Raw genomic sequence first — 21,716 nt, 5'->3', positions numbered from 1 at the left:
CGGACAACATGACAGCCTCAATTATCGAAACCAATAACGCGCCGCTTAACTCTGTTGACGTTGAAGGTGTAACCGTCGACATCATCGAAAATGCCCTGCGCAACGCGCGCGAGGAAATGGACGCGGTGTTATTCAGAACAGCCATGTCACCAGGCATTCGTGAACAGGGCGATTGCTTCCCGATGATCGCCAATCGCGAGGGCAAGATGGTCGTCGGTCAGTTCGGATCGTTCATCGGCCCCTTCCTGGACGCCTACGATGACGAAATCGAGGAAGGCGATATCATCCTCACCAACGACCCCTACATGTGTAATGCCGCAGTGTCCCACCTGCCCGACTGGGTGGTGCTGGTGCCGGTGTTCAAGGATGGCCGTCACATTGCATGGTCCGCAATGTTTGGCCATATGTCGGACAACGGCGGCATGGTACCGGGATCCATACCCATTCGGGCGACCTCAATTTACCAGGAAGGGATTAGAATCCCGCCCACCAAGCTATACAAAAAAGGCGTACTGCAAAGCGACCTGCTGGAACTCATTCTGCACAATGTGCGTACGCCCCAGTGGAACCGCTTTGACCTCAACGCACTGGTAGCGGCTTGTAATACCGCTGCAAAGCGCTGCGTGGAACTGGCGGAACGCTTTGGCGACGAAGTGCTCGTGTCCACCATGGACATTATGCTGCAACGCAATCACGCCGCGATGAAGCACATCATCGAGATGTTTATTCCCGAAGAACCTCGGGAGTTTGAAGACTATCTGTGTGACGACGGCATGGGCATGGGCCCGTACCGGATTCGCTGCAAGATGTGGCGCGAAGGCTCAACCGCCATCTTCGATTTCGATGGCACCGATCCGCAGGCACAAAGCTCGGTAAACTTCTTTCTCAACGAAGACATGTTCAAGATGTTCTTCGGCTCGTTCACGATTAACGTGGTCGACCCGCAAATCGTGTTCAACGATGGTTTCTACGACCTGGTCGATGTGCGCATTCCCCAGGGCACGCTACTCAAGCCCAACTTCCCGGCCGCGCTATCTGGCCGCACCCATGCACTGGGACGCATCTTCGACCTGCTCGGCGCGCTACTGGGTATGGGTGCACCGGAGCAAATGCTCAACGCCGCAGGCTTCTCCGATTCACCGCACCTGTTCTACTCCGGCTACGACGACCAGGGAGAATGGTTCCAATTGTTCCAGATCGGTTTCGGCGGCATCCCCGGCCGGCCGGTAGGCGACGGACCCGACGGTCACTCCTTGTGGCCCGGGTTCACTAATGTGCCCAATGAATTCATTGAGTCCTATTTCCCGCTGCGTATTGAGCAGTACGCGACAATCCCCGATTCCGGCGGCGCCGGTTTACACCGTGGCGGCAATGGCCTGAGCGTGGCCTATCGCTTTCTCGCCGACGGTGAAATCGGCATCCACGACGAACGCTGGCTGACCTATCCATGGGGCGTGCTCGGCGGCGAGACCGGCCAGCGCTCTACCAAGCGTCTGGTACGTGGCGACGGCAGCGAAGAATGGCTGCCGGCCAAAATCGAAGGCATTAAGGTGAAGAAAGGCGACCTGCTGTACTTCAACACCTGGGGCGGTGGAGGTTGGGGCGACCCATTCCAGCGCGACCCGCTCCTGGTGAAGCAGGATGTGGAACGCCGTCTGGTCACTGCTGAAGGCGCGAGACGCTATGGCGTTGTCATCGACGGCGACGGCGAAGTAGACGAAGCCGCCACCAACACCTTGCGCAGCCGGCTCAGTAGCGAACGAGGTGAGGTGACCGTATTCAATCGCGGCGGCAGCATCGATGAGCTAAAAGCACGCTGTCTGGAAGAAACCCACCTGTTTGCCCCAGTGTCACCGAGCTTCATCAAGGCGAGCTGATGAACGATTCGGTGTCCAGCCAGGTCAAAATTCTGATTGTCGGGTACCGCAAGTTCAGCGAACTTATCACGGCAGTGATTCCTGAGTTCGCTGAGCAGGCGGATATCACCATCGTCGAATCGCTGGCCCACGGAAACACTGAATACCATAGCCTGGTCGCGCGGCTGGAGCCCGACGTAGTGGCCAGCGCAGGATCGAACGCGGCCTATCTGGCCAACACCTTGACGCAACCCGTCATCAGCCAGGCGGTGACCGACACTGACATTATTGAAGCGCTGGCGAAAGCCAGGCGCATCGCTTCGCGCATCCACCTGTTCAGCTACCAGCCCGAGCGCTCCTTGCCATCTCGCCTGGTGGAAAATCTGCCCGGGCTGATTGACGCCGAGCTGATTCACCACAACTACAGCACCTCTGACGAGGCGAACGAAAAGCTGCAGCTGGTCATGGCCGAAGAGGCTCCAGAGGTCATCGTCGGGCCGAGCTTTACCTGCCACGAGGCAGAGAAACAGGGCGTAGCCACGATTCTTGTCTACAGCAAGGATTCAGCCCGGGACATGTTGCGCAAGTGCATCGAAATTGCGCGCCAGCAGCAGGGGCAGCTTTTGCCAACTGGCCTGAGCTCATCTGCTGAATTTGTGATCCGCTCCGACACCATGACGGCGATCGCACGCCTCGCTCAGACTTATGCACAAAGTAACGGCGCGGTGCTTATCCAGGGCGAAAGCGGCACCGGTAAAGAGCATATTGCCAAGGAGATCCATCACCGAGGGCCCTTTTCCGAAGGCCAGATGGTGGCGGTGAACTGCGGCAGCATCCCCGACGAACTGTTTGAGAGCGAACTGTTCGGCCATGTCGAGGGGGCATTTACCAGCGCTCGACGCGGTGGCCGTATTGGACTGATAGAACAGGCCAATGGCGGCACGCTATATTTGGACGAGGTCGGCGAAATGCCCTTCTCGCAACAGGTAAAGCTGCTACGCGTACTCCAGGAGAAGCGGGTACGACCGCTTGGCAGCAACCGCGAGGTGCCAGTAGATTTCAAACTGATTGCCGCGACCAATCGGGACCTGATGGCGGCGGTGAATGACGGTCAGTTTCGCGAAGACCTCTTCTACCGCCTAAACGTTTTCTCGCTACACATTCCGCCACTCAGAGAACGCATTGAAGATATCGCCGCTATTGCCGGCTATTACCTTGCCGACTACGGCAGGAAATACGGCGTCGAGCAAAGTGCAAAGACCGTTTTACCCCGGGTGAAAAAGCGCTTCAGCGCCTATGGCTGGCCCGGTAACGTGCGCGAACTGCAGAATTTTGTCGAGCGCATTGTGGTGAATCTTGCGGCCCGTCCAGACCGTGAGCTCAGCGACGAATTCATCGCCGGCATATTGCCTGAACTCCAGCGCAATAACGCTATCAGGCCAACCAATTCCCTGCGCGAACAGGAAGAAGCATCGATCCGCCAGGCCATGCAGACATTTAACGGTGACAAGGCTCGCGTCGCTGAATCACTGGGCATTAGCACCACCACACTTTGGCGCAGGCTTCGACGCATGCAACAGAACAACGACGACCCCATCAACCAGATCTCAAGCGGTAATTAATCCTAAAAACGGTAGGAGAAACACCATGTATGTAAGAAAAAAACCATTGGTAGCAGGGCTGGCGGCAGTATTGGCCACTCTTACAACGGGGCCGGCTGCATTGGCCCAATCGGAATCCATGACCATCGAAGAGGTGGTAGTGACTGCGCGGAAACGCACGGAAAACCTGCAGGATGTACCGATTGCCATCAGTGCCATCAGCGAAACCACCATTAACCGGGCTGGTGTTGAGCGCGCCTCAGACTACATTGCGCTAATCCCTAATGTGACTTTGGTGGACACTGCTAACGTCGGCGACACCCAGGTCAGTATTCGCGGTGTGGTCTCCACGCGGGACGCGGAATCCACCTTCGCCTATGTGGTTGATGGCGTATTGAGCACGAACCCGAACAGCTTTAACGAGGAACTGTTCGACGTTCAGCAAATTGAAGTATTGAAGGGACCCCAGGGTGCTCTGTATGGCCGCAATGCCGTCGCCGGCGCGATTCTCGTCACAACCAAAATGCCCAGCGACGAGTTCGAGGCGAAGATTGGCGGCGGCGTTGGCAACAACGACAGCTACAAAGTCAATGCCATGGTCAGCGGCCCAATTGCCGGTGACAACGTGCTCGGTCGCTTCGCGATATCCACCCGCGAGACCGATGGCCACTACGAGAACATCTTCACCAACAAAGATGACGCCGTGGACTTTATAAAGGACACCAGCATGCGAGGTCGCATTGTCTGGAACGTCAACGAGGACATGAGCCTGGACTTCCGAGGTGGCTACAGTGAGGTAGAAGCCGGCGCGATCAACTTTAACGCTGCCTTCGCCATCCCCGCCTTCGAGGCAGCATTTGGTGCGCCCGCCTACTTTCAGGATGTGAATGATCTGGATTTTCGCTACACCTCCAACACGCCCGGCGAAAACGAACAGGAGACCATGGATCTCTCTGTGAAGCTCGACTGGGACCTCGGCTGGGCTGACTTGGTGACCTACGTCGCTTACAACGACCTTGAGGAATACCTGCTGTCAGACGGTACCAGTGCCACGTTCTACGGCTACGAGGTCAACCCCAGCTGTCAGGCAGACCGGGCGGAACTCAACAGTTTCTCCCGACCGGACCTTTACGGCCCCTTCTTCGACCCATACGGTGTACTGCCTCCCGGCCCCGACACTGACTTCCAAGGCGTATACGGCCCCTATACGGCCACTAGCTGCGATGGCTACCAGTATCAGGAACGCAACCAGGAAGACCTGAGTATCGATGCCCGCCTGGTTTCTGCCGGTACGGACAGCCTTCGCTGGATTGCCGGTGTATACATGGCCGAGATTGAACGTGAGGTTGTGGTGGCCTATGGTGCCGATCAAGGTCAGGGCTTCCTGCGCCAGCCCTACGTGCCTGCTGATGGCCCAAACCCCACTGACCTGCTGTTCTGGGATGACTTCGACACCACGGTCTACGCGGTGTATGGCCAGCTCGAGTTCGACCTCACCGAGACACTGGAGCTCGCCATCGCCGGTCGCTACGACTATGAAGATCGCGAGGTCAGCAACAAGGTACCGAATGTAAACGGCTCTGGTTTGAACGGAAACCTGAATGATCCCGCGTTTTCCGGCAACCCAGTGCCAATCAACCCGGCTTACGTGAACAACCCGAACGGTATCCCCGACCGCGACGACAGCTTCAGTCAGTTCCAGCCGAAGGTCACATTGAACTGGGCGACCACAGACAACATCAATCTGTACGCCAGCTACGGCATCGGCTTCCGCAGCGGTGGTTTCAACTCGGTGGGTACCGAAGACTTGCTGAACTTCTGGTTTAACTCGGGTTTTGGCGGCCCCGGTGAACTCGTGGACGCGCAGATTTCGGTCACCGATGACTACGATAAAGAGGTGTCGACCACCTACGAGCTGGGTTTCAAGTCCGAGCTGTTTGACAACCGCCTGCGTTTGAACGCAGCGGTGTTCCGCAACGAGGTGGAAGACAACCAGTTCTTCGAGTTCTTTGCCGGTCCCTTCGGTCTGCTGCGCTCGGTCACCACGATCGATGAGATGTATGTGCAGGGCTTTGAAGCCGACTTCCAGTGGTTAGCCACTGAAGGCCTAACCTTCTACGGCGGCATCGGCCTGCTCGATTCCGAGATCGAGAAAAACAAGAACCGCCCCTTGTCTGAAGGCAACGATGTACCCCAGGCACCGGACACCACCGGCAACCTTGGCGCTGAGTGGGTCTTCCCCATTGGTGGCGTCGATCTGGTGACCCGCCTGGACTGGCAGTACGTGGGCGAGACCTGGTTCCACACTCTGCAGGGTGAACAGACCCCAACCATCTGGAACTTCCTGTTCCAGGCCCCCGGCGCCTTCGCCCAGGACTTCAGCAGATCGTCACGCGATGCCTACGACACGCTGAACCTGCGCGTGGGTCTGGAAGCCGAGAACTGGACCGTGACCGCCTGGGGGCGCAACATCACCGACGAAGAGTACCTTCAGGAAGTGATTCCCGCGCCTGAGTTCGGTGGCAGCTTCAACCACCAGTCTGGCCTGCGCTCCTACGGAGTGGATTTCACTTACATGTTCTAACTCGAACTGCCCCATCTACGCCCGGCCATCTCGCGATCGCCGGGCTTTTTTGTATCTGACTGTGTGATTTATGATAGAAAACTGAATATGAGGTGTCCTTTTGCACAAATTTTCATAACCAACCTTTGGGTAGCGAATGCTAGCCTTTTTAGGCGAAGCCCTTTCTGAGCGGGCGCTCATGTTCAAGGACTTGAAATGGCGTCACGGATGGCGCCTATAATATTTCGATGGAGCCCACTAATCGATTCATGCATCGACGCCAGACGTCAACGACACCTTTGAGGCCGTGATAGACCCGGGCTGGGATATTGCAAATGGCGTCTTCATAAGTGCGCGACACTGACAGAATCAGGTCAGGAAGCTCATCGTTGTTCAGGTCGGTCAACACGATCGCAGCGTGTTATCCGGCAACAGGGACTGAATCCCACAAAAAGTCGTAAAGTTTTCTTGCACGGCAATATAATTTCCCCAGACCACATATGGCAGCGAGCGTTTCCGGATGCTTACTAATCTCTCCAAGGATTCACTCCGTATCACATATAGTGATTCATGGAGGTAACACACTGTGTTCGATATATTTCGGCGCTCCCCCGTCAAGCAACTGAAGAAACAACACGAAATGCTGCTGACCAAGGCCTTTCAGGCACAGCGCAACGGCGATATTCGGCAGTATTCATTGCTTACCGCCGAAGCGGAGGCCCTGCGTGAAGAAATCGAGGCCATGGAAAAGCAGGCTCACTGAGCTATCTGTGGCATAGCTGTCTTATGCTCTGGGTCATAATCTTCATCATTGCGGCGGCATGCGTCTTCCTTCCCGGCCTCTGGGTGAGACACGTGATGCGCAAATACAGCAGTCCCACAGACCGCTACCGGGAACAAGGCAGCGGCGCTGACCTCGCGCGGCATCTACTCGACCGCTTCCAACTCGGGCATGTAAAGGTGGAAGAGACGCCCGCCGGCGACCACTACGACCCGACCGACAAGGCCGTCCGCCTGACGCCCGACAACTTCGACGGCCACTCCCTGACCGCCATTACGATAGCCGCACACGAGGTTGGCCACGCCATCCAGCACGAGCGCGGCGAACCGCTCTTTCTGACCCGACAAAAACTCGCGAAAGCGGCTTACGTGGGCGAACGTATAGCTGGCATACTGCTAGTGGCTGCCCCCGCCATCTTTGTGCTCACCCGTGTGCCGCAGGCAAGCGCACTGACACTGCTTATCGGCGTATTTTCAATGGCACTGGGCACCCTGGTACATCTGGTCACCCTGCCCGTGGAATTCGACGCAAGTTACGGCAAGGCCCTGCCGATCCTGCGGGAAGGCGAGTACCTCCATGATGGAGACCTGGAGCATGCGCAGAGACTTTTGAAGGCCGCCGCGCTGACATACGTGGCGGGCTCCCTGGCGAGCCTGCTGAACCTCGGCCGATGGATCGCGGTATTTCGCAGATAAAGCACAAATGTCCTTTCACACGGTGTCCCGTCACCTGTAATCGAAGCTGTAGAATACTGATCAGAATAAGACCGGTAGCTTTGAGTAGCAAAGATCACGGAGACGATCAGCGCAGGCTTCTCCATCGTCGACCTGCTTGCGCAATGAATCTCTTACTGGTCGCTACCGTTGCTACTACAGCTATTGACTATGGTAACAGCCTTCTCGACCGGTACTCGTTGAGTTACCTATGCAATAATATTCACGCTGGCAATGATCAGGTTCTGGCCGCGCTAGCACATGATTCGTGGATATATTCACTTCTCCTGAAGAGGGGGTCGCTCATCCATCCCAATCTCATTCCGCATCAACATCGATACCATCTATAGGGCAGCCTTATAGGTCATCTAGATATTCCCCATAGGCTTGGCACAGCCTGCGCGGCTCTGCATGCGCGAACCGATAAAGTCAGCATATGCACGAGCGCCCTTGACCTACGCAGCTATGGAAAGCGCTAATGGCACAAATGCTGCGTTTACCCAACAAGCTAGAGTGCGGCTATAATCCAAAGAGACTAAGTGTTCGAGGGCATTGCTATTGGTTTACAGAATCAGGGCATTATTCATAATCGTGGCCGTGATCATAACTCTTACGAGCCTCTATTGGAGTTTTCGGTTGCTCAGCCCTACGCCTCCAAAACTACTGACTATGGCGACGGGACCTGCGGGCAGCGCCTACGAAAAATTGGGAGAGCTGTATAAGGAGACTCTCGCAGAACATGGCGTAAAGGTTGAACTGATAAGTAGTCGAGGTGCCATTGAAAATCTAGAGATATTGAAAAATGGACAAGCGGATGTAGGTTTCGCCACTCTAGGATCTCCCGAAAGTGAGGCCGCTGAAGAACTGCGCTCACTTGGAGCTATGTTTTTCGAGCCCCTGTGGGTTTTTAGCAATAACTCGGAACTTGATGCCGGCAACGTAGAAAAGATACGTGATCTTCGGATTTCAATTGGACCACCGAAAAGCAGATCGAACTCTGCTGCTAGGACACTGCTGTCTCTAAACGGTGTAGATCCGAAGACGGTGGAAATTTCTGAATATGAACCGGCACACGCTGCGGCGCTACTAAAGGCCTCCGACATCGACGCCCAATTTGTTGTCAGTAACGCTATTTCACCTGTTATAAGTGAGCTACTTCGAGCGGATGGCATATCGCTTATAGATTTCGAGCGCGCCGATGCCTATGTGGCGCTCTATCCGGAACTAACAAAGCTTGTCGTCCCTGCAGGCGTTGGCAGCTTCGCCCTTAACCTGCCCCCCCGAGATACGAGAGTCCTCGCGTTCACGGCGATCCTTGCAGTACAGGAAGGGCTACACCCGATCACACAAAGCCTGTTCCTTGAGGCGGCGGAACGGATTCACGGCGACCCAGAACTCTTTTATCGGGCGGGTGAATTCCCTCAAGCCCGAGATCAACTCATTCTTCTGAGCGACAGTGCAAAAGCCTATTACGCCGATGGTCGACCGCTCTTACTTAGGCTACTGCCCTACCCCGTTGCCGTGCTTGTGATGCAGTTATTGACTGCGGCAATACCATTGATCGGGCTCGTATACCCTATGTTGAAGGCTATGCCATCTGCGTTTCACTGGTTGATGCGCCTTCAGTTTCACCGCGTATATACAGAGTTAAGGGCTATCGATCGAGGCATAAATGACGCTAGCGATGACATACTAGAAAGCAATCAGCAACGGCTGGAGAGTCTACAGCACAGAGTAACAACGCTGCGTGTTCCCGTTACGTACGCAACTAAAGTATATGCATTGAAGTCACATATAGGCGGAGTTCTGCAAAGAGTGATAGACACAAGACAAAAGCGTGCCGACACACCTTGATCTAGTTTGAGGGGTTTTGCCAGGGGCAACTGGGGAAATCGTATCTACCGCTCTCTATCACAGGCAAAATCGTCTCGTTAGGCATTAAGACTATATCTATAATAATACTACCCTAGTATGGCAGCGCTACCTGACTGAGCGATGCATGTGGTGGAGGGATATTTTTGATCTCATTACCAAACGCAGAAAGCTCTCTTTAGACACTTTACTAATGCTGATTCACTGCATGGTTTACTATCCGCTTAAAACGCTTCCAGCTAAACATCATCACCCAGTCTCTCCCAGTCGTATGCACTAAGCGTTGCAGAACGCGAAAATCCACACAATTCTTTATTCTAGTGTAAGTCAGTGCAACGCTCGGCTTATCTAATTCCCCTCTATCACTAGCCGTACCCGTAAAACAGGCGTTTGGTGCAAATCTTGCCTATACTTTTTTAACCACAGGCACTCACCAGTCCAAACAGATCGGATAGAAAGCAAACTGACGCGGTAATGGTCTATTCAAACTGACAAGTGCACGATTGTAAGAAATAGTCTCGAGGCATTCTCAGATGCGATTAACTCAACTCATTGCCACAAGTCTGCTGTTAACAATGTTTACATCAGACTATACCGTCGCCGACGACACGACCATCGAGCAAACCGACGATGTAGATGCGCTGGTGGGCTGGGACGCGGCAGAACCCGATGAAGGTAGCGATAGCCTCGATGAGAGAAGGGCGAACCTGGATAATCGCGCACAGGAACTCGCTTACTGGCTTGATGGATTTTTTGGCGATCCGCAGTATGACCTCGACAAGCCAGAATCGGTTGTCAGATTAATAGCAATCACCGACTGGGATGAGGAAGACGGTGCCGAGTTCAAATTTCGAGTACGCGGTAAAGTCCAACTGCCGAACGTGTCAAAGAAGCTGAACCTGGTTTTTCGGGGTGAGGAATCAGACGATGACGAGGAGCTAGAACGCTACGACGACTCGGTCGCACTTGAATACAAGCTCAATGAGGGCACACGGTCGAAGTTCGATGCAACCATAGGATACTCATCGCGGGGTGTGCGCCCCGGAGTCAGGTACAGAAACGAGGGGCCATTTACTCGTAACTCAAGCTATCGATGGGTACAGCAATTGCAATACACCAATAAAGACGGCTTCTATACAACCACTCGGATTGATTTCAATCGCTCTTTCGGAGAGAACTATGGCATTCGTTGGGATAACCGCGGCATCTACGGTGAAGAGACAGAGGGCATTGAATGGCGCTCAAAATTGTCCCTTCGCCAAAGGTTGGGGGTGGATACGGATAGGCCCACTGCTTTGAGCTACTTTGCCGCGGTCAACGGTGTAACCCAGGTCGAAGATTTCACAAAGAATTACCGACTGGGGGTAAGGTTCCGCAGGCAGTTCTACAAAGACTATCTGTTCCTGGAGCTAGAGCCAGCTTATAACTGGCGTCGCAAAGAATACGAAGACAACCGCGACACAGTTTTTTCCATCAACATCAAACTCGAGATGGCTCTGGGAAAAGACCTAACAGACTGATGATACACGTCAATGGCGTCCTTTCTGGCTTCGCTTGCCTCGGGGACCGTCCTCGACTGCTGTGGTTTAAGATTGGGGCTTAAAGTTGTCTCTAAGCGCTCAAAACAACAAGAAGCATAGAGTATGCTTCTTTGCTTCGACTAGTAACTGTTTTTCAACTGAAAGGTAGCAACACGACTTCTAGGCTATAAAATAGATGAAAAAGGAGCATGCTTTCACTATGCATTAGCAATTTGAATGTAGGTGTTAAGACTCATTGACTCGGAACACGCTTACACTTCTTCATTCTAGGCCAAATTGATTCTTTGGGAGGACCCCGCCCATAAAACTGCTGTGCCGGTCATTCTTCGACCGAAGACATCAAGCACACGATAAGCGGTGATCCCAGGTAATTCTGTAAAGATCATCTATTTTTGCAGGAGCAAACCGGAATGAGTACCATACATGTAGATCCTAGCCCCGCTTCGATGCTGAACGGCCACTACATCATTCTAAAAACTATAAGTGCCACCTATGACTGAAGAACATCTGCGAGTAATTATCGTCGTCTATACCAGCGCCTTGCTTCCTCTTGTAATAGTGCCCTTGCTTCACTGGCGCAAGAAGATCCCCTCTTGGTCACTTCGGGTTTATATCGTCAGTTTCCTATTCTGCGCGCTCGGCTGGGAACTATGGTTTACTTTCGGCTTGCTAGATGGTGACCCTGTCAATGTACGTCGCGCCACTACCCTGAATGAATGGATACCCGAGCACATCAACTGGGCCATGAATTCGCTGGCAGACGCCGGCAGTATTGCACTGGTTGCCCTTTGGCTAGCCTGGTCCCTCACCGGCAAAAACAGCGATATTTTTCGCCACTGGCACTGGCCTGCCTTTGCCATAATGATGGCGTATTGTTTAGGGCAAAATATTATCGTGGAGATGTACCTTTATCACGACCAACTGGCGATTGGAAAACGTCTTTCATGGGCACCATTGGCACCCACTGGTCCATGGTACAACCCAACGCTATTCGAGTTTCGTGGCCGAACAATTACCTTGCAGGGGCAGGTCCCCTGGCTTCTTATGACCCCCATTCTGTACTGGCTCACTATCTTGCTGGCAAACAGCCAACAAAAAATGCCCCAAAACCCGGAGTCCGGTAATAGCGACGAGACCCTGAAGCCGTCCTTAGCGCGTGAAACCGTTTAGATAACCGGGCGACTGTTTTTTAGTTGCGTACTGAAACCGGTATAAGTCGCCATGGGTGCTGAGACTGCTCACCCAGTCAGTTGTGTAGGTTCGGTAAAAGCGAGCCCAGTCTGCAAAGGCAAAATCGCGGGCAAAACTATAGCTATCGGCTAAATTTAGCCCTTATCGCATGAACCACGCCTAACGCCCCCATTGGCGGAAAGCAGCTGGCTGCAAGTCCAGCACAGCTTCTTGAGCTAAAGCACCATGCGCCTACTACATTTCATTCATTGCGAATCTTTTAGCTTATTTAGGTGCTTCCTTTGCCTCAACCGTGAGGCTGTGCCAGAGAGTGCTCTCTAAAGTCTATCACTCCAAAATCTCTACAGTCACAGCCTCAATCGTACCGGTGAACAAGGAATCCCTTGCCGTGGGGAAAACGCTTTGCGCAACTTGGGTCGATAAATCAACACCCACATCGGTTGTCTCATCAACAGTATACGCATTCATAATAGTGCGCTCGATTCGCTCACGGGCAACTTCTTTGCCGTTGACTGCCAAAATCGCTGTGCCTCCCTTGCCTCGTCCGTCGCCATCATAATCAAACGTATAGGTGATTGTAGATTCACCTTCGGGAAGTCGTTCGGATGACTTCAAAGAGGTAATATGATGCTGAAGAAAGTTGTAAGTAAAAGCAGGATAACCGTCGGTAACATAAAGCGCCCAACCAGAGTGGCTTCCACCCTGCGCCAAAATAACACCGTTCGCCTCTTCATCTCCCCGAACTCCAACAGCAGCAGTGATCCGGCTGGAGGTGTTCTTGACGTTTAGGAAAGTGTCCTCGGCCATGCCGATCATACCAGGAAAGACTGTTAGTGATTTCCGGCCATCCATTAAATCAATCCGCCCGGCGGTTTTGGCATCCATACGATCCAGTAGTCGCGTATCGAGTGGTAGAACGTGGTTCTCAACGGCCTGTTCCATAAATACCTTAATCATCTCGTTCAACTTTTTCGGCTTATCCTTTGCGAGGTTGTTGCTTAGGGAAAAGTCATTGCGAAGATCGAAAAGTTCCCAACCCTCCTTGCTTGTGATCGGATAGCGTGACTCGGGATTCCAGGGAGTGGTCTGAATCACCCGAGCAAACCACCCTTCATGATAAATTCCGCGATTTCCTACCATCTCGAAATACTGAGTTTTATGACGCTCTTCGGCATCGGCATTATCGAAAGTGTATACGAGGCTAGTACCCTGCATCGGAATCTGTTTAACACCGTTGACATACTCCGGTTCGGGAATCCCGGCGACCTCGAGAATCGTTGGCGCTATATCGATAACGTGACTAAATTGCGTGCGCTTCTCACCCCGAGCCTTGATCATACTAGGCCAGTGAATAACGGTGCCATTTCGAGTGCCTCCGAAGTCGCCGGCTTCCTGCTTTGTCCAGGCAAAAGGTGCATCAAATGCTACAGCCCACGACGCGGCCATGTGTGGATAACTTGTGATAGTACCCCACTCATCGAGGCGCGAAAGCTGGTATTCAACGGTCTCTGGATAGCGATTCATCATAGAATACCAATTGAAGTAACCATCTCGTTCTCCTTCCGCACTGGTTCCGTTGTCTCCCGAGATGTAGATAACCAGTGTGTCATCAAGAATGCCCATGTCCTCCAACGCATCGACAACCCTGCCGGCCTGATAATCAGTATGCTCTACAAGCCCCGCGAAGAACTCAGCCTGCCTAGCATACAGTCGTCTTTCATCGGCAGTATGACTATCCCAGTCATCAACCTCATCTGGCTTTTGCGCTAAAACAGTGCCCTCAGGAACAATTCCGGCTTCTAGCTGACGCGCCAAAGTTTCCTCACGCAGCTTGTCCCACCCTTGATCAAACTTCCCACTGTATTTGTCGGCCCATTTCTTATGTACCATGTGGGGTGCATGAACACCTCCGGTTGCAAAATATACAAAGAACGGCTTTTCAGGGGTCATCGTTTTCTGAGCCCGCATCCAGTTGACAGCCTGATCTGCTATGTCCGCATCGAAATGGTAATCTGGGTCGCGAATTTTATCTGTGTCGACCAAAGCGAATCCGTCGTGAATGTTTGGACGCAAGAAATTAACTTCAGCGCCAATGAAACCGTAGAATTTCTCAAACCCCTGGCGATTAGGCCAATTGTGTTGGGGCCCTGAAACACTAGTATCGGTGAGTGCGGTCTCATGCCATTTGCCGAAAGCTGCTGTGTTGTAACCGTTCAGGCGCAGTATCTCTGCAACGGGCGCTGTTGTATTGGGAATCTGCCCGGTGTTGCCCGGAAACGCTGTCGCGATCTCTTGGACTGAGCCTACATTGACCATATGGTGGTTGCGACCAGCTTTTAATGCGGACCGCGTAGGTGAGCATAGCGCCGTAGTATGAAATCGCGTGTAACTTAGTCCGTTTTGAGCGAGTCGATCCAGCGTGGGCGTGTCGACTGGCCCGCCGAAAGTGCTGGGAACACCGTAACCTACGTCATCGGTAAGTATAACAACGATATTCGGTGCTTTCTCAGGCGGGGAAATTACCTGTAAGGGCGGCGGCTGAACTTTGTTTGCATCGACTTCTGTTATCGAGGGATAGTCAGGAGCGGCTATAGGGATACTATTTCGATCCAAAGCCGTCGGTTCAGCAGAAACCGCCTGTGCGAAAACTGAAGTAACGATAACAGCCAGTGCGCGCTTCACGAAATATAGAGTCATTTTTCGTATGCTCCCTCCAGAAATATGACAAGTCCAAAAAGGTCGGATGATCTCGCCTTCTAGACTCCCTGAAGGGAATTGTAGTAGAAGAAAAAAATATTGCCTGAAGTTCTTTTTTCAAAAGCCTCATCTGTGAACACTAGTTTTCACTAGAGATGGAGCGAGCTGTGTTTTCTCCGCACCGCGATCGTCATTCATAGCCCTACGTCATGACTAATCGCGTTGACGTACAAATACATTCGAATTCAAGAGGAGCTACATTCTAAGGAAACTCGTCACCGGGGCACGCGACTAGTGCACCACGAATAGGCAGGACAACAACTGGAAGACTACGCTTGGGATAGTACAGACGAAGTCTGTCAGGGTTGTGATGAGCCGCGTCCTTCGCGGCAATGGTGTTATGCTCAAAAATTATTGGCATGCATTTCGTCCAATACACTTGGTCGCGCTGAGAGACCGGCTTATCAATAAAAATCCCAGGCATGCACTTCGCTGTCGTGCACCCTGCTTAACTGTACTGGGTAACCAGGGCTTAATAGACCTCTGACTCAGCCATGGAACGCTGATGGGTAGAGTAACTTACACGCCACGAAGTGATTTAAATACAAGATAGACTGCTATCTGATGCTTTGACGCGGGCAGTATCTGGATTGCTGCACAGATTACATATTCAGCAGCGAACGGACTCCAGCTTTGCGCAAGCATGCTATCTGATCAGTTTTCTGCTCGCACACACCAGGCGAGAATGTGGATTAGTCTGGGCCCTATTCAGTCCAGCCGCATTCGCTCGATGATCTCCTCCAGCTCGCCTGACGCTCGCATTCTCGCGAGTTCAGCTTTGAGCTCGAGCGCTTGTTCGGGGCTTTCGGCCCCCAGAAAGAAGCGCAGGGGCTCATCACGAAAAACCGCATCATCGGCTATGGTGAGGTTGTTAACGCGCATGATCCCCTTGAGCGTATCCACATAAGCTTGGCCTCTCTCAGAGTAGGCAATCAGGCCGTCCGCCAGGGCCATGGAATTGAGTTGCTTAGCAGTTGCACGCTGTTCTGCCCTGAGGCGACGAAAATCTTCGTAGGCTGGATGAGTATTTAGGTTCAGGAAGTAGGCTCTAACACTATCAAAGGGCCATTCGTAGGCAGCTATACGATGATCACCTAAGTCCACACGTTGCTGCTCTGGCAACAGTCCATTCCCGCCATAGGTCCACTGTCCAAAAAGCGCATTACCCTGTGACGCGAAACGCGACGTGCCATACCCGCTTTCATACGCCGCTTGCCCCAATACCAATCCGGCTGGAATAATGTCGAGGCGATAAAGAGCAGTATCCATGATGCCAAGCCAGGCTGCGTCTGTAGCGTCAAGCAAAGCTAATTGATCCTCGCCCTTGATCCGTAACAGCTTTGCTAAATGGCGCATAGAGGTTAGTTCCTCAGCCGTCATCCCCTTGCCGCTGTCCAGTGCAGAGGAAATAGCCCGCAGTTTCTCGCGCCGATCAAGCACCAGTTGATTGGCATGCAGAACCATGGGAAGCATCGCTCGGTAAAACAGCTCTTTTTTATCCGCCACCTCAAGGTTGCTCGCCTCGATCGCCCATCTAGGAGAAATACCGGCGATGAGAATGCGTGGCACCTGCAGCTGTTCTTCGCGTTGATCCTCGCCCCACCAGTTTTCGTCCTTCATCCATCGGGTAATCTCGTCGAACCCAGAAAGAACGATTACCTCCTGAGCGCTAGCGAGAGGTGCAATATTAAGAGACATGACAAACAGCAGGCCGTTGAAAAGGCCCAAGGAACCACTGCGGTACTTACTCATATGAGGTGACCTCTAGCCGAAGAGAGACCAAAAAAAAGTAGGCGCCTCAGGCGAAAAAATCAAGCACGTAACACTCTACTAACCGCTCTGAGCAACGGCCAGGTTCACGTTTTGATAAATTGGGGACAGACCCCATTTTTAGGTCATCACCAGCAGAATCCAGGGTGACCCACTCTTTGCGACTCATGGGACCCAGTGCCCGCAATTGACGGGCGGCCCGTGCTGGCGCCTCGGGCGTCGACCGCAGCCGCGGTGGAAAAGCGCTATACAGCAGCCAGGGGATGAACACCATAGCGCACAGTGTCGGCACGCTGGAGGCCTGCAACCAACTGGCAACGTTCAGCTGCACGCCCTCCTCTGTAAGCATAGCAACGCCGGCGGGGTTGGCAGCCATGGCGGTTAACCAGAGCGCAAAAGAAAGCCCCAAGCCTGACATGGAGACCATCATCAGGTAGGCCCCCAAATCCTTGCAACTGTCCTCGCGCGGGCGCGAATCATTATTCTCGGCCAGAGAATAGACGATGGGATACAAGACACCCGAGCAGGCAGTGTTACTCGGAAATGCTGGCGCGATCAGCGCGTCGGTGGCGACCATGCTATACGCGCGCCCCAAGGAAGACTTGCCGAAACTGCGCACCAGCAGACAGCCAACCGGGGCACCAAGCCCTGAGTTGACCAAACCCCGCCCGACCAGAAAGGCGATAACAATTAGCAGAATAAAGCCGGCGCTAAATCCGGCGTAGGCCCGCTCCGGGGTTAGCGTACCAGTGAGCACAGCCACCGCCAGTGCCAATATCGCGGCAATAAATATCGACGCGGCACCGACAACCACTGAAAAAATGGTCGCCGCAAAAATGGCGAACAACTACCAGGCTCGAGGATTCACGCCCTCGGGCACCGGGGCGAACCAGATTCCGACACCCAAAATGACACTGATAAGGGGAAATAAACGCGACCGCATCGCGTTAGTTTGGTCCAGGAACAGAGCCAGCAAGGGGACAGACCCCATTCGCAAACAAAAAAGCCCGGATCTCTTGCAAGACCCGGGCTTTGAATTTGGTGGAGCTAAGCGGGATCGAACCGCTGACCTCAACACTGCCAGTGTTGCGCTCTCCCAGCTGAGCTATAGCCCCAAATTTTGTAGCTAACTCGTTGATCTATCTGGTTTTTTGCCGAAGCAATATCAACGAAGAGGTGCGCATTTTATTGACCCGGGCCTGCCCTGTCAAGGCGTTGGCGGCGAGAAATTGCAGTTGCGCTACAGCGACAGCCACAAGCGCAGCAAATGGCGCTTGCGCTCAGGCTCATCCCAATCTTCATACTCGGTTCGCGCGTGCAGATTGGTATGGTTTGAAAGCAACTGGATGTCGCCTGGCTGCAGGTCCATATCCAGGTAAATGCCCTCCTCTGCGGCGATCGCCTCGTAGGTGTCGAGCAGGTCCTGCTGCTGGGCGGACAGGGGCGGAACATCGTCGTGACGCATCGCGGAGCGGAAATAATCGGCGTGGTAAAAGGTGCGCAGCACACCTTCGGCGAAACGGCACGGAGGAATCGGCAAGGTGCTGCCTGCCTCATTCACTTCCTTGTCGCGAATATCGAGGCTGAAAGGCTCGTACAGACGGGCGACTAGCTCAGGGCGTCGCTTGCACAACTCATTGAACACCGTCACCGAGCTGACGATTCGGCTATGGCCACCGCGACGTGCCTTGTTGAGGCACAACAGGCCCACCACATCCGCAGCATCGCAGTGGTAGTCGATATTCGCAGCCGTTTTGTACAGGCGCACAGCGTCATCCTCGCGCTGGGCGCCGGTATCGATGACGTGCCCCAGCAAGTCACCATCGGGGTTCTGCTCGCCGGGCCGCCCCAGGTGCAGGCCAAAACACCAGAAGAATAATTCGCTCTGGGCCTGACTCCAGTCTTGGACCGGCACACCGCGAATCACCTGAAAACCCAATCCGCTACTGAGCGTGTCGCGCCAGCCTTGAATTTTCTCGCTCAACAACGGCAGAGGGAAATCTTCTGCCTGCAGTGTGCGTGTTTCTCGGCCCAGCGCTTCGGCGCTCGCCATAGCCTGGTGAAGCTCGGCCACCTCAGCGTCATTGAGCTGGTAGGCCAGCGCTTCCAAGGGCGCCATCTCGCGCCCTACCCAGGCAGCTTCGCAGGCCACCGGCTCCAGTCTGGCGGCCTCGTGTGGGCGATCAAAGTAATGTCGTGTTTGTCCGATAAAGCTCAGGTATGGGCTCGCCGTGGCCGTTTCCTCTCCGCGTAACGACGCTTTGGCCCGCTCAACCATCTTGCGCCACCATTTAATCACTTCGGGGCCAAGCAGCGGCATTGCCGCCCACCAGGTCACCTCAGCAAACAGAAACAGGCTGCCGCCCCAGGCGGCCTTTTGCGGGCCGGAGATATCCAGGAACGGAATAGCCGGCAGTATCACCCATGCAATACATGAGACGATAAGCAAACCATAGCCGCAAATTTCACGTAAACTCAGCCCAACCATTGTTTCACCATAACAACTTTTGCGAGGAAATTTCCATGTTGGGTAAAGGATTGCTCTGGGCCGCTGGACTCATCTTCTGCGCCTACGGTATTGCATGCTTCATCGACCCGAATCTGCCCGCCAACTACGCAGGGCTGCGCATTGGCAACGGCGACGCCTATGCGGAAATGGGTGCCATGTACGGGGGCCTGCAATTCGGCTTTGGCCTCTATTTGATTATTTGCGCCTTCCGCCCCAGCCTTTATCGGGCGGGCCTTATGCTGATTGTCATCGCCATCGGCTGCCTGGCGGCCGCGCGCCTTTACTCCGCCTGGCAGGCAGACTTCCTGGTAGGCACCTATACCTGGGGCGCACTGGCCTTCGAAAGCGTCATCGCCCTCATTGCTGCACGCTGCCTGTGGCGCTAATCGGAGTCTAACTGTGAAAATCAGCCCCGAAGCCGTCGGCATTTTCCACTACACCCTGCGTGATCAAAATGGCAAGGAACTCGAGACCTCGCGCGGCGATCAACCCACTGCCTATCTCCACGGCCGCAACAATATAGTCGCGGGTCTGGAGATCGTCATGGAAGGCAAAGAGGCCGGGGATGTGTTTTCTGCCACCGTCGCACCAGAAGACGCCTACGGCACACCAGATCCGGAGCGTCAGCAGCGCGTGCCCATCAAGCATCTCATTTTCAAGGGCAAGCTCAAACCAGGCATGGTTGTGCAGCTCAATACCAGCGACGGCCGTGTACCCGTCACCGTGACAAAGGCAGGTCGCCACAGCGCAGACATTGACACCAACCATCCCCTGGCTGGCCAGAGCCTGAGCTTTGATATCGAGATATTAGAGGTTCGCGCGGCAACCGAAGAAGAGATCGCCCACGGGCACGCCCACGGTCCCGGTGGTCATCAACACTAACTAGAGGTGGTCGCCGTTCAGGTAGTACCAGCGGCCATCAATTTTTTCGAAGCGGCTGCGCTCGTGTAAACGGTGGCCGCGGCCATTCACTTTAAATCGGGCGACGAACTCAACGATGCCTTCGCTGTCGTTATCGCCGCCCGCTTCAGTGTCCTTGATGGATAAACCAATCCAGCGCTGGTCTTCATCCAGCCGTACCCGCGTGGGTCGCGTATCCGGGTGCCAGGAGGCCAGCAGATAATCCGCCGCCAGTGTCGCAAAGGCCGTATAGCGGGATCGCATCAGTGCTTCAGCCGTCGGAACCACCTGTGCGCCGCTGATGTAAGGCTCACAACACGCGGCAAATACCTTGGCACTGCCACAGGGGCAGTTCGCAATATCAGCTCTGGTCATTCTCAGCGGGTCCGTACTTGGGCAGGCGCAGATCGAATAGAATGGCGCAAGCCCGCAGGCCAAAGGCAAGCGCGATGGAAATTGGCAACGCCCATTCTGTAAAAGGATGTAACGCGGTGTAGGACGCAGCGCCCAACAGCGCGGCGCTGACATAAATCTCCGGACCCAGCAGTACCGGTTCCTTGTTCAGCAGCGTATCGCGAATCATCGAGCCAAAGGTGGCTGTCATAACCCCCATGCCCACCGCCACAATGGGCGGCGCATCGAACTGCAGTGCTTTTACTGCGCCCAGCACACTGAATAACGCCAGCCCAACAGCATCGGCCCACAACAATACGCGGCTGATGGAATCGAACAGTGGCGCCATAAACCAGGTTGCCACCGAGGCTGTCACACAAATCCACAGGTATTCGGTGCGGGTGAACCAGAACACCGCGTCCGTCCCCAGCAACAGGTCGCGCAAGGTACCACCGCCAATGCCGGTAATGGTGCCGAACAGAATAAACCCGAGAATATCGTGGCGCCCCTGCGCGGCCGCCAGGGCGCCGGAGATGGCAAACACCGCCGTGGCCACCAGGTCGACCACTGTAATCACATCATTCATCAGCATTCGATGATATTCACTGGCACTTCAAGCACATTCACCGCGAGGCCACCCCGGGCGGTCTCCTTGTATTTGTCCTGCATATCCCGGCCGGTATCGCGCATGGTGCGGATGACCTGGTCCAGCGACACATAGTGTTCTCCGCTGCCGCGCAAGGCCATGCGCGCCGCACTAATCGCCTTGATGGCGCCCATTGCATTGCGTTCAATACACGGCACCTGTACCAGGCCGCCAATCGGATCACAGGTCAGGCCGAGGTTATGTTCCATGGCGATTTCAGCGGCATTCTCTACCTGCGCCGGTGTACCTCCGAGCGCGTCGGCAAGCGCACCAGCTGCCATGGAACAGGCGGAACCCACCTCGCCCTGGCAGCCTACTTCGGCACCTGAAATCGAGGCGTTCGTTTTGTACAAAATGCCAATGGCGGCAGCGGTCAGCAGGTACCGTACAACATCGTCTTCGGAGGAGCCGCTGCAGTGGTCGAGATAATACTTGAGCACCGCGGGGATAATCCCGGCCGCGCCGTTGGTGGGCGCAGTCACAATGCGACCACCTGCGGCGTTTTCCTCATTAACGGCCAGCGCATACAGCGTGACCCAATCCATGGTGTTCAGGGATGCATCGCCCAATGGTTGCTGCTCGCTCTTGAGCTGGCGATGCATCCCTGAACACCATGGATTGGG

At 54.3% G+C, this 21,716-nt stretch carries 18 protein-coding genes and 1 tRNA gene; 10 read left to right on the top strand and 9 right to left on the bottom strand.

Going from position 1 to position 21,716, the window contains the following annotated elements:
• Nucleotides 1–8 precede the first annotated feature (8 nt).
• The 3 genes from A3709_RS15140 to A3709_RS15130 are packed head-to-tail and all read left to right on the top strand — an operon-like array spanning nt 9 to nt 6,041.
• Nucleotides 9–1,877: a hydantoinase B/oxoprolinase family protein gene (locus tag A3709_RS15140; protein WP_066056311.1), complete on the top strand. Its 1,869-nt coding sequence runs from the start codon at nt 9–11 to the stop codon at nt 1,875–1,877.
• Nucleotides 1,877–3,478, top strand: coding sequence for a sigma 54-interacting transcriptional regulator (locus A3709_RS15135; RefSeq protein ID WP_066056308.1), 1,602 nt, complete (start codon nt 1,877–1,879; stop codon nt 3,476–3,478). The genes A3709_RS15140 and A3709_RS15135 overlap by 1 nt, the downstream gene beginning before the upstream one ends.
• A gap of 25 nt (nt 3,479–3,503) precedes the next feature.
• Nucleotides 3,504–6,041, top strand: a complete 2,538-nt coding sequence (locus A3709_RS15130) for a TonB-dependent receptor (protein WP_066056306.1) — start codon at nt 3,504–3,506, stop codon at nt 6,039–6,041.
• A gap of 214 nt (nt 6,042–6,255) precedes the next feature.
• Here A3709_RS15130 and A3709_RS23365 read toward each other — a convergent pair whose 3' ends face one another.
• Entirely contained in the window at nt 6,256–6,429 is a 174-nt protein-coding gene (locus tag A3709_RS23365; protein WP_156507788.1) for a hypothetical protein, read from the bottom strand.
• 177 nt (nt 6,430–6,606) lie between these two features.
• Here A3709_RS23365 and A3709_RS23360 point away from each other — a divergent pair, with 177 nt between their 5' ends.
• The 5 genes from A3709_RS23360 to A3709_RS15110 all read left to right on the top strand — a co-directional run bounded on the left by A3709_RS23360 (nt 6,607) and on the right by A3709_RS15110 (nt 12,097).
• Complete coding sequence (locus tag A3709_RS23360) at nt 6,607–6,783, top strand: DUF6435 family protein (protein WP_146004160.1); 177 nt, start codon at nt 6,607–6,609, stop codon at nt 6,781–6,783.
• A gap of 23 nt (nt 6,784–6,806) precedes the next feature.
• Nucleotides 6,807–7,496 carry a zinc metallopeptidase gene (locus A3709_RS15125; protein WP_066056303.1) on the top strand — a complete coding sequence of 230 codons (690 nt, stop codon included), beginning with the start codon at nt 6,807–6,809 and terminating at the stop codon, nt 7,494–7,496.
• A gap of 576 nt (nt 7,497–8,072) precedes the next feature.
• A complete protein-coding gene (locus A3709_RS15120) occupies nt 8,073–9,368 on the top strand; it encodes a TAXI family TRAP transporter solute-binding subunit (RefSeq protein ID WP_156507787.1) in 1,296 nt (431 codons plus the stop codon).
• A gap of 551 nt (nt 9,369–9,919) precedes the next feature.
• Nucleotides 9,920–10,906 (top strand): hypothetical protein, encoded by a 987-nt coding sequence (locus A3709_RS15115; protein WP_066056296.1) that lies wholly within the window; start codon nt 9,920–9,922, stop codon nt 10,904–10,906.
• Nucleotides 10,907–11,419: 513 nt separating this feature from the next.
• Nucleotides 11,420–12,097 (top strand): hypothetical protein, encoded by a 678-nt coding sequence (locus tag A3709_RS15110; RefSeq protein ID WP_066056293.1) that lies wholly within the window; start codon nt 11,420–11,422, stop codon nt 12,095–12,097.
• 348 nt (nt 12,098–12,445) lie between these two features.
• Here the strand turns inward: A3709_RS15110 and A3709_RS15105 are convergent, their stop codons facing one another.
• From A3709_RS15105 to A3709_RS15085, 5 genes are all read right to left on the bottom strand, one after another.
• Complete coding sequence (locus A3709_RS15105) at nt 12,446–14,800, bottom strand: arylsulfatase (protein ID WP_231871203.1); 2,355 nt, start codon at nt 14,798–14,800, stop codon at nt 12,446–12,448.
• Between the two features lie 783 nt (nt 14,801–15,583).
• Complete coding sequence (locus tag A3709_RS15100; RefSeq protein WP_066056288.1) at nt 15,584–16,627, bottom strand: glucosaminidase domain-containing protein; 1,044 nt, start codon at nt 16,625–16,627, stop codon at nt 15,584–15,586.
• Between the two features lie 46 nt (nt 16,628–16,673).
• On the bottom strand, nt 16,674–17,492 hold the full coding sequence (locus tag A3709_RS15095) for an SLC13 family permease (RefSeq protein WP_066056285.1): 819 nt from the start codon (nt 17,490–17,492) through the stop codon (nt 16,674–16,676).
• Between the two features lie 192 nt (nt 17,493–17,684).
• Nucleotides 17,685–17,760: transfer RNA gene (locus A3709_RS15090), tRNA-Ala, on the bottom strand.
• Between the two features lie 125 nt (nt 17,761–17,885).
• Nucleotides 17,886–19,133 carry a TauD/TfdA family dioxygenase gene (locus tag A3709_RS15085; RefSeq protein WP_066056282.1) on the bottom strand — a complete coding sequence of 416 codons (1,248 nt, stop codon included), beginning with the start codon at nt 19,131–19,133 and terminating at the stop codon, nt 17,886–17,888.
• A gap of 35 nt (nt 19,134–19,168) precedes the next feature.
• Between A3709_RS15085 and A3709_RS15080 the strand changes: the two genes are divergently transcribed.
• The gene (locus tag A3709_RS15080; protein ID WP_066056279.1) at nt 19,169–19,540 is read left to right on the top strand and encodes a DUF4345 family protein; all 372 of its coding nucleotides are present in this window, start codon (nt 19,169–19,171) and stop codon (nt 19,538–19,540) included.
• Nucleotides 19,541–19,553: 13 nt separating this feature from the next.
• On the top strand, nt 19,554–20,036 hold the full coding sequence (locus A3709_RS15075; RefSeq protein WP_066056276.1) for a peptidylprolyl isomerase: 483 nt from the start codon (nt 19,554–19,556) through the stop codon (nt 20,034–20,036).
• Here A3709_RS15075 and A3709_RS15070 read toward each other — a convergent pair whose 3' ends face one another.
• The 3 genes from A3709_RS15070 to A3709_RS15060 all read right to left on the bottom strand — a co-directional run.
• Nucleotides 20,037–20,429, bottom strand: coding sequence for a YchJ family protein (locus A3709_RS15070; protein WP_066056273.1), 393 nt, complete (start codon nt 20,427–20,429; stop codon nt 20,037–20,039). It lies immediately after the preceding gene.
• A complete protein-coding gene (locus tag A3709_RS15065) occupies nt 20,416–21,033 on the bottom strand; it encodes a trimeric intracellular cation channel family protein (protein ID WP_231871202.1) in 618 nt (205 codons plus the stop codon). The genes A3709_RS15070 and A3709_RS15065 overlap by 14 nt, the downstream gene beginning before the upstream one ends.
• The coding region (locus A3709_RS15060) for an L-serine ammonia-lyase (RefSeq protein ID WP_066056606.1) at nt 21,033–21,716 on the bottom strand (684 nt) is incomplete at its 5' end. The genes A3709_RS15060 and A3709_RS15065, both read right to left, overlap by 1 nt.

The sequence above is a fragment of the Halioglobus sp. HI00S01 genome (genome assembly GCF_001635445.1).
In the GTDB taxonomy this organism is placed as follows: Bacteria; Pseudomonadota; Gammaproteobacteria; order Pseudomonadales; family Halieaceae; genus Halioglobus; species Halioglobus japonicus.
The sequence above is the reverse complement of the archived record's forward strand: the minus strand, read 5'-3'. Positions and strand labels throughout refer to the sequence as shown.

Bases quoted from the DNA above. Each gene is read 5' to 3' on its own strand.
- A3709_RS15140 (WP_066056311.1), top strand. From the start codon at position 9: ATGACAGCCTCAATTATCGAAACCAATAACGCGCCGCTTAACTCTGTT.
- A3709_RS15085 (WP_066056282.1), bottom strand. From the start codon at position 19,133: ATGGTTGGGCTGAGTTTACGTGAAATTTGCGGCTATGGTTTGCTTATC.
- A3709_RS15125 (WP_066056303.1), top strand. From the start codon at position 6,807: ATGCTCTGGGTCATAATCTTCATCATTGCGGCGGCATGCGTCTTCCTT.
- A3709_RS15080 (WP_066056279.1), top strand. From the start codon at position 19,169: ATGTTGGGTAAAGGATTGCTCTGGGCCGCTGGACTCATCTTCTGCGCC.
- A3709_RS15130 (WP_066056306.1), top strand. From the start codon at position 3,504: ATGTATGTAAGAAAAAAACCATTGGTAGCAGGGCTGGCGGCAGTATTG.
- A3709_RS15110 (WP_066056293.1), top strand. From the start codon at position 11,420: ATGACTGAAGAACATCTGCGAGTAATTATCGTCGTCTATACCAGCGCC.
- A3709_RS15100 (WP_066056288.1), bottom strand. From the start codon at position 16,627: ATGAGTAAGTACCGCAGTGGTTCCTTGGGCCTTTTCAACGGCCTGCTG.
- A3709_RS15065 (WP_231871202.1), bottom strand. From the start codon at position 21,033: ATGAATGATGTGATTACAGTGGTCGACCTGGTGGCCACGGCGGTGTTT.
- A3709_RS15070 (WP_066056273.1), bottom strand. From the start codon at position 20,429: ATGACCAGAGCTGATATTGCGAACTGCCCCTGTGGCAGTGCCAAGGTA.
- A3709_RS15115 (WP_066056296.1), top strand. From the start codon at position 9,920: ATGCGATTAACTCAACTCATTGCCACAAGTCTGCTGTTAACAATGTTT.
- A3709_RS15135 (WP_066056308.1), top strand. From the start codon at position 1,877: ATGAACGATTCGGTGTCCAGCCAGGTCAAAATTCTGATTGTCGGGTAC.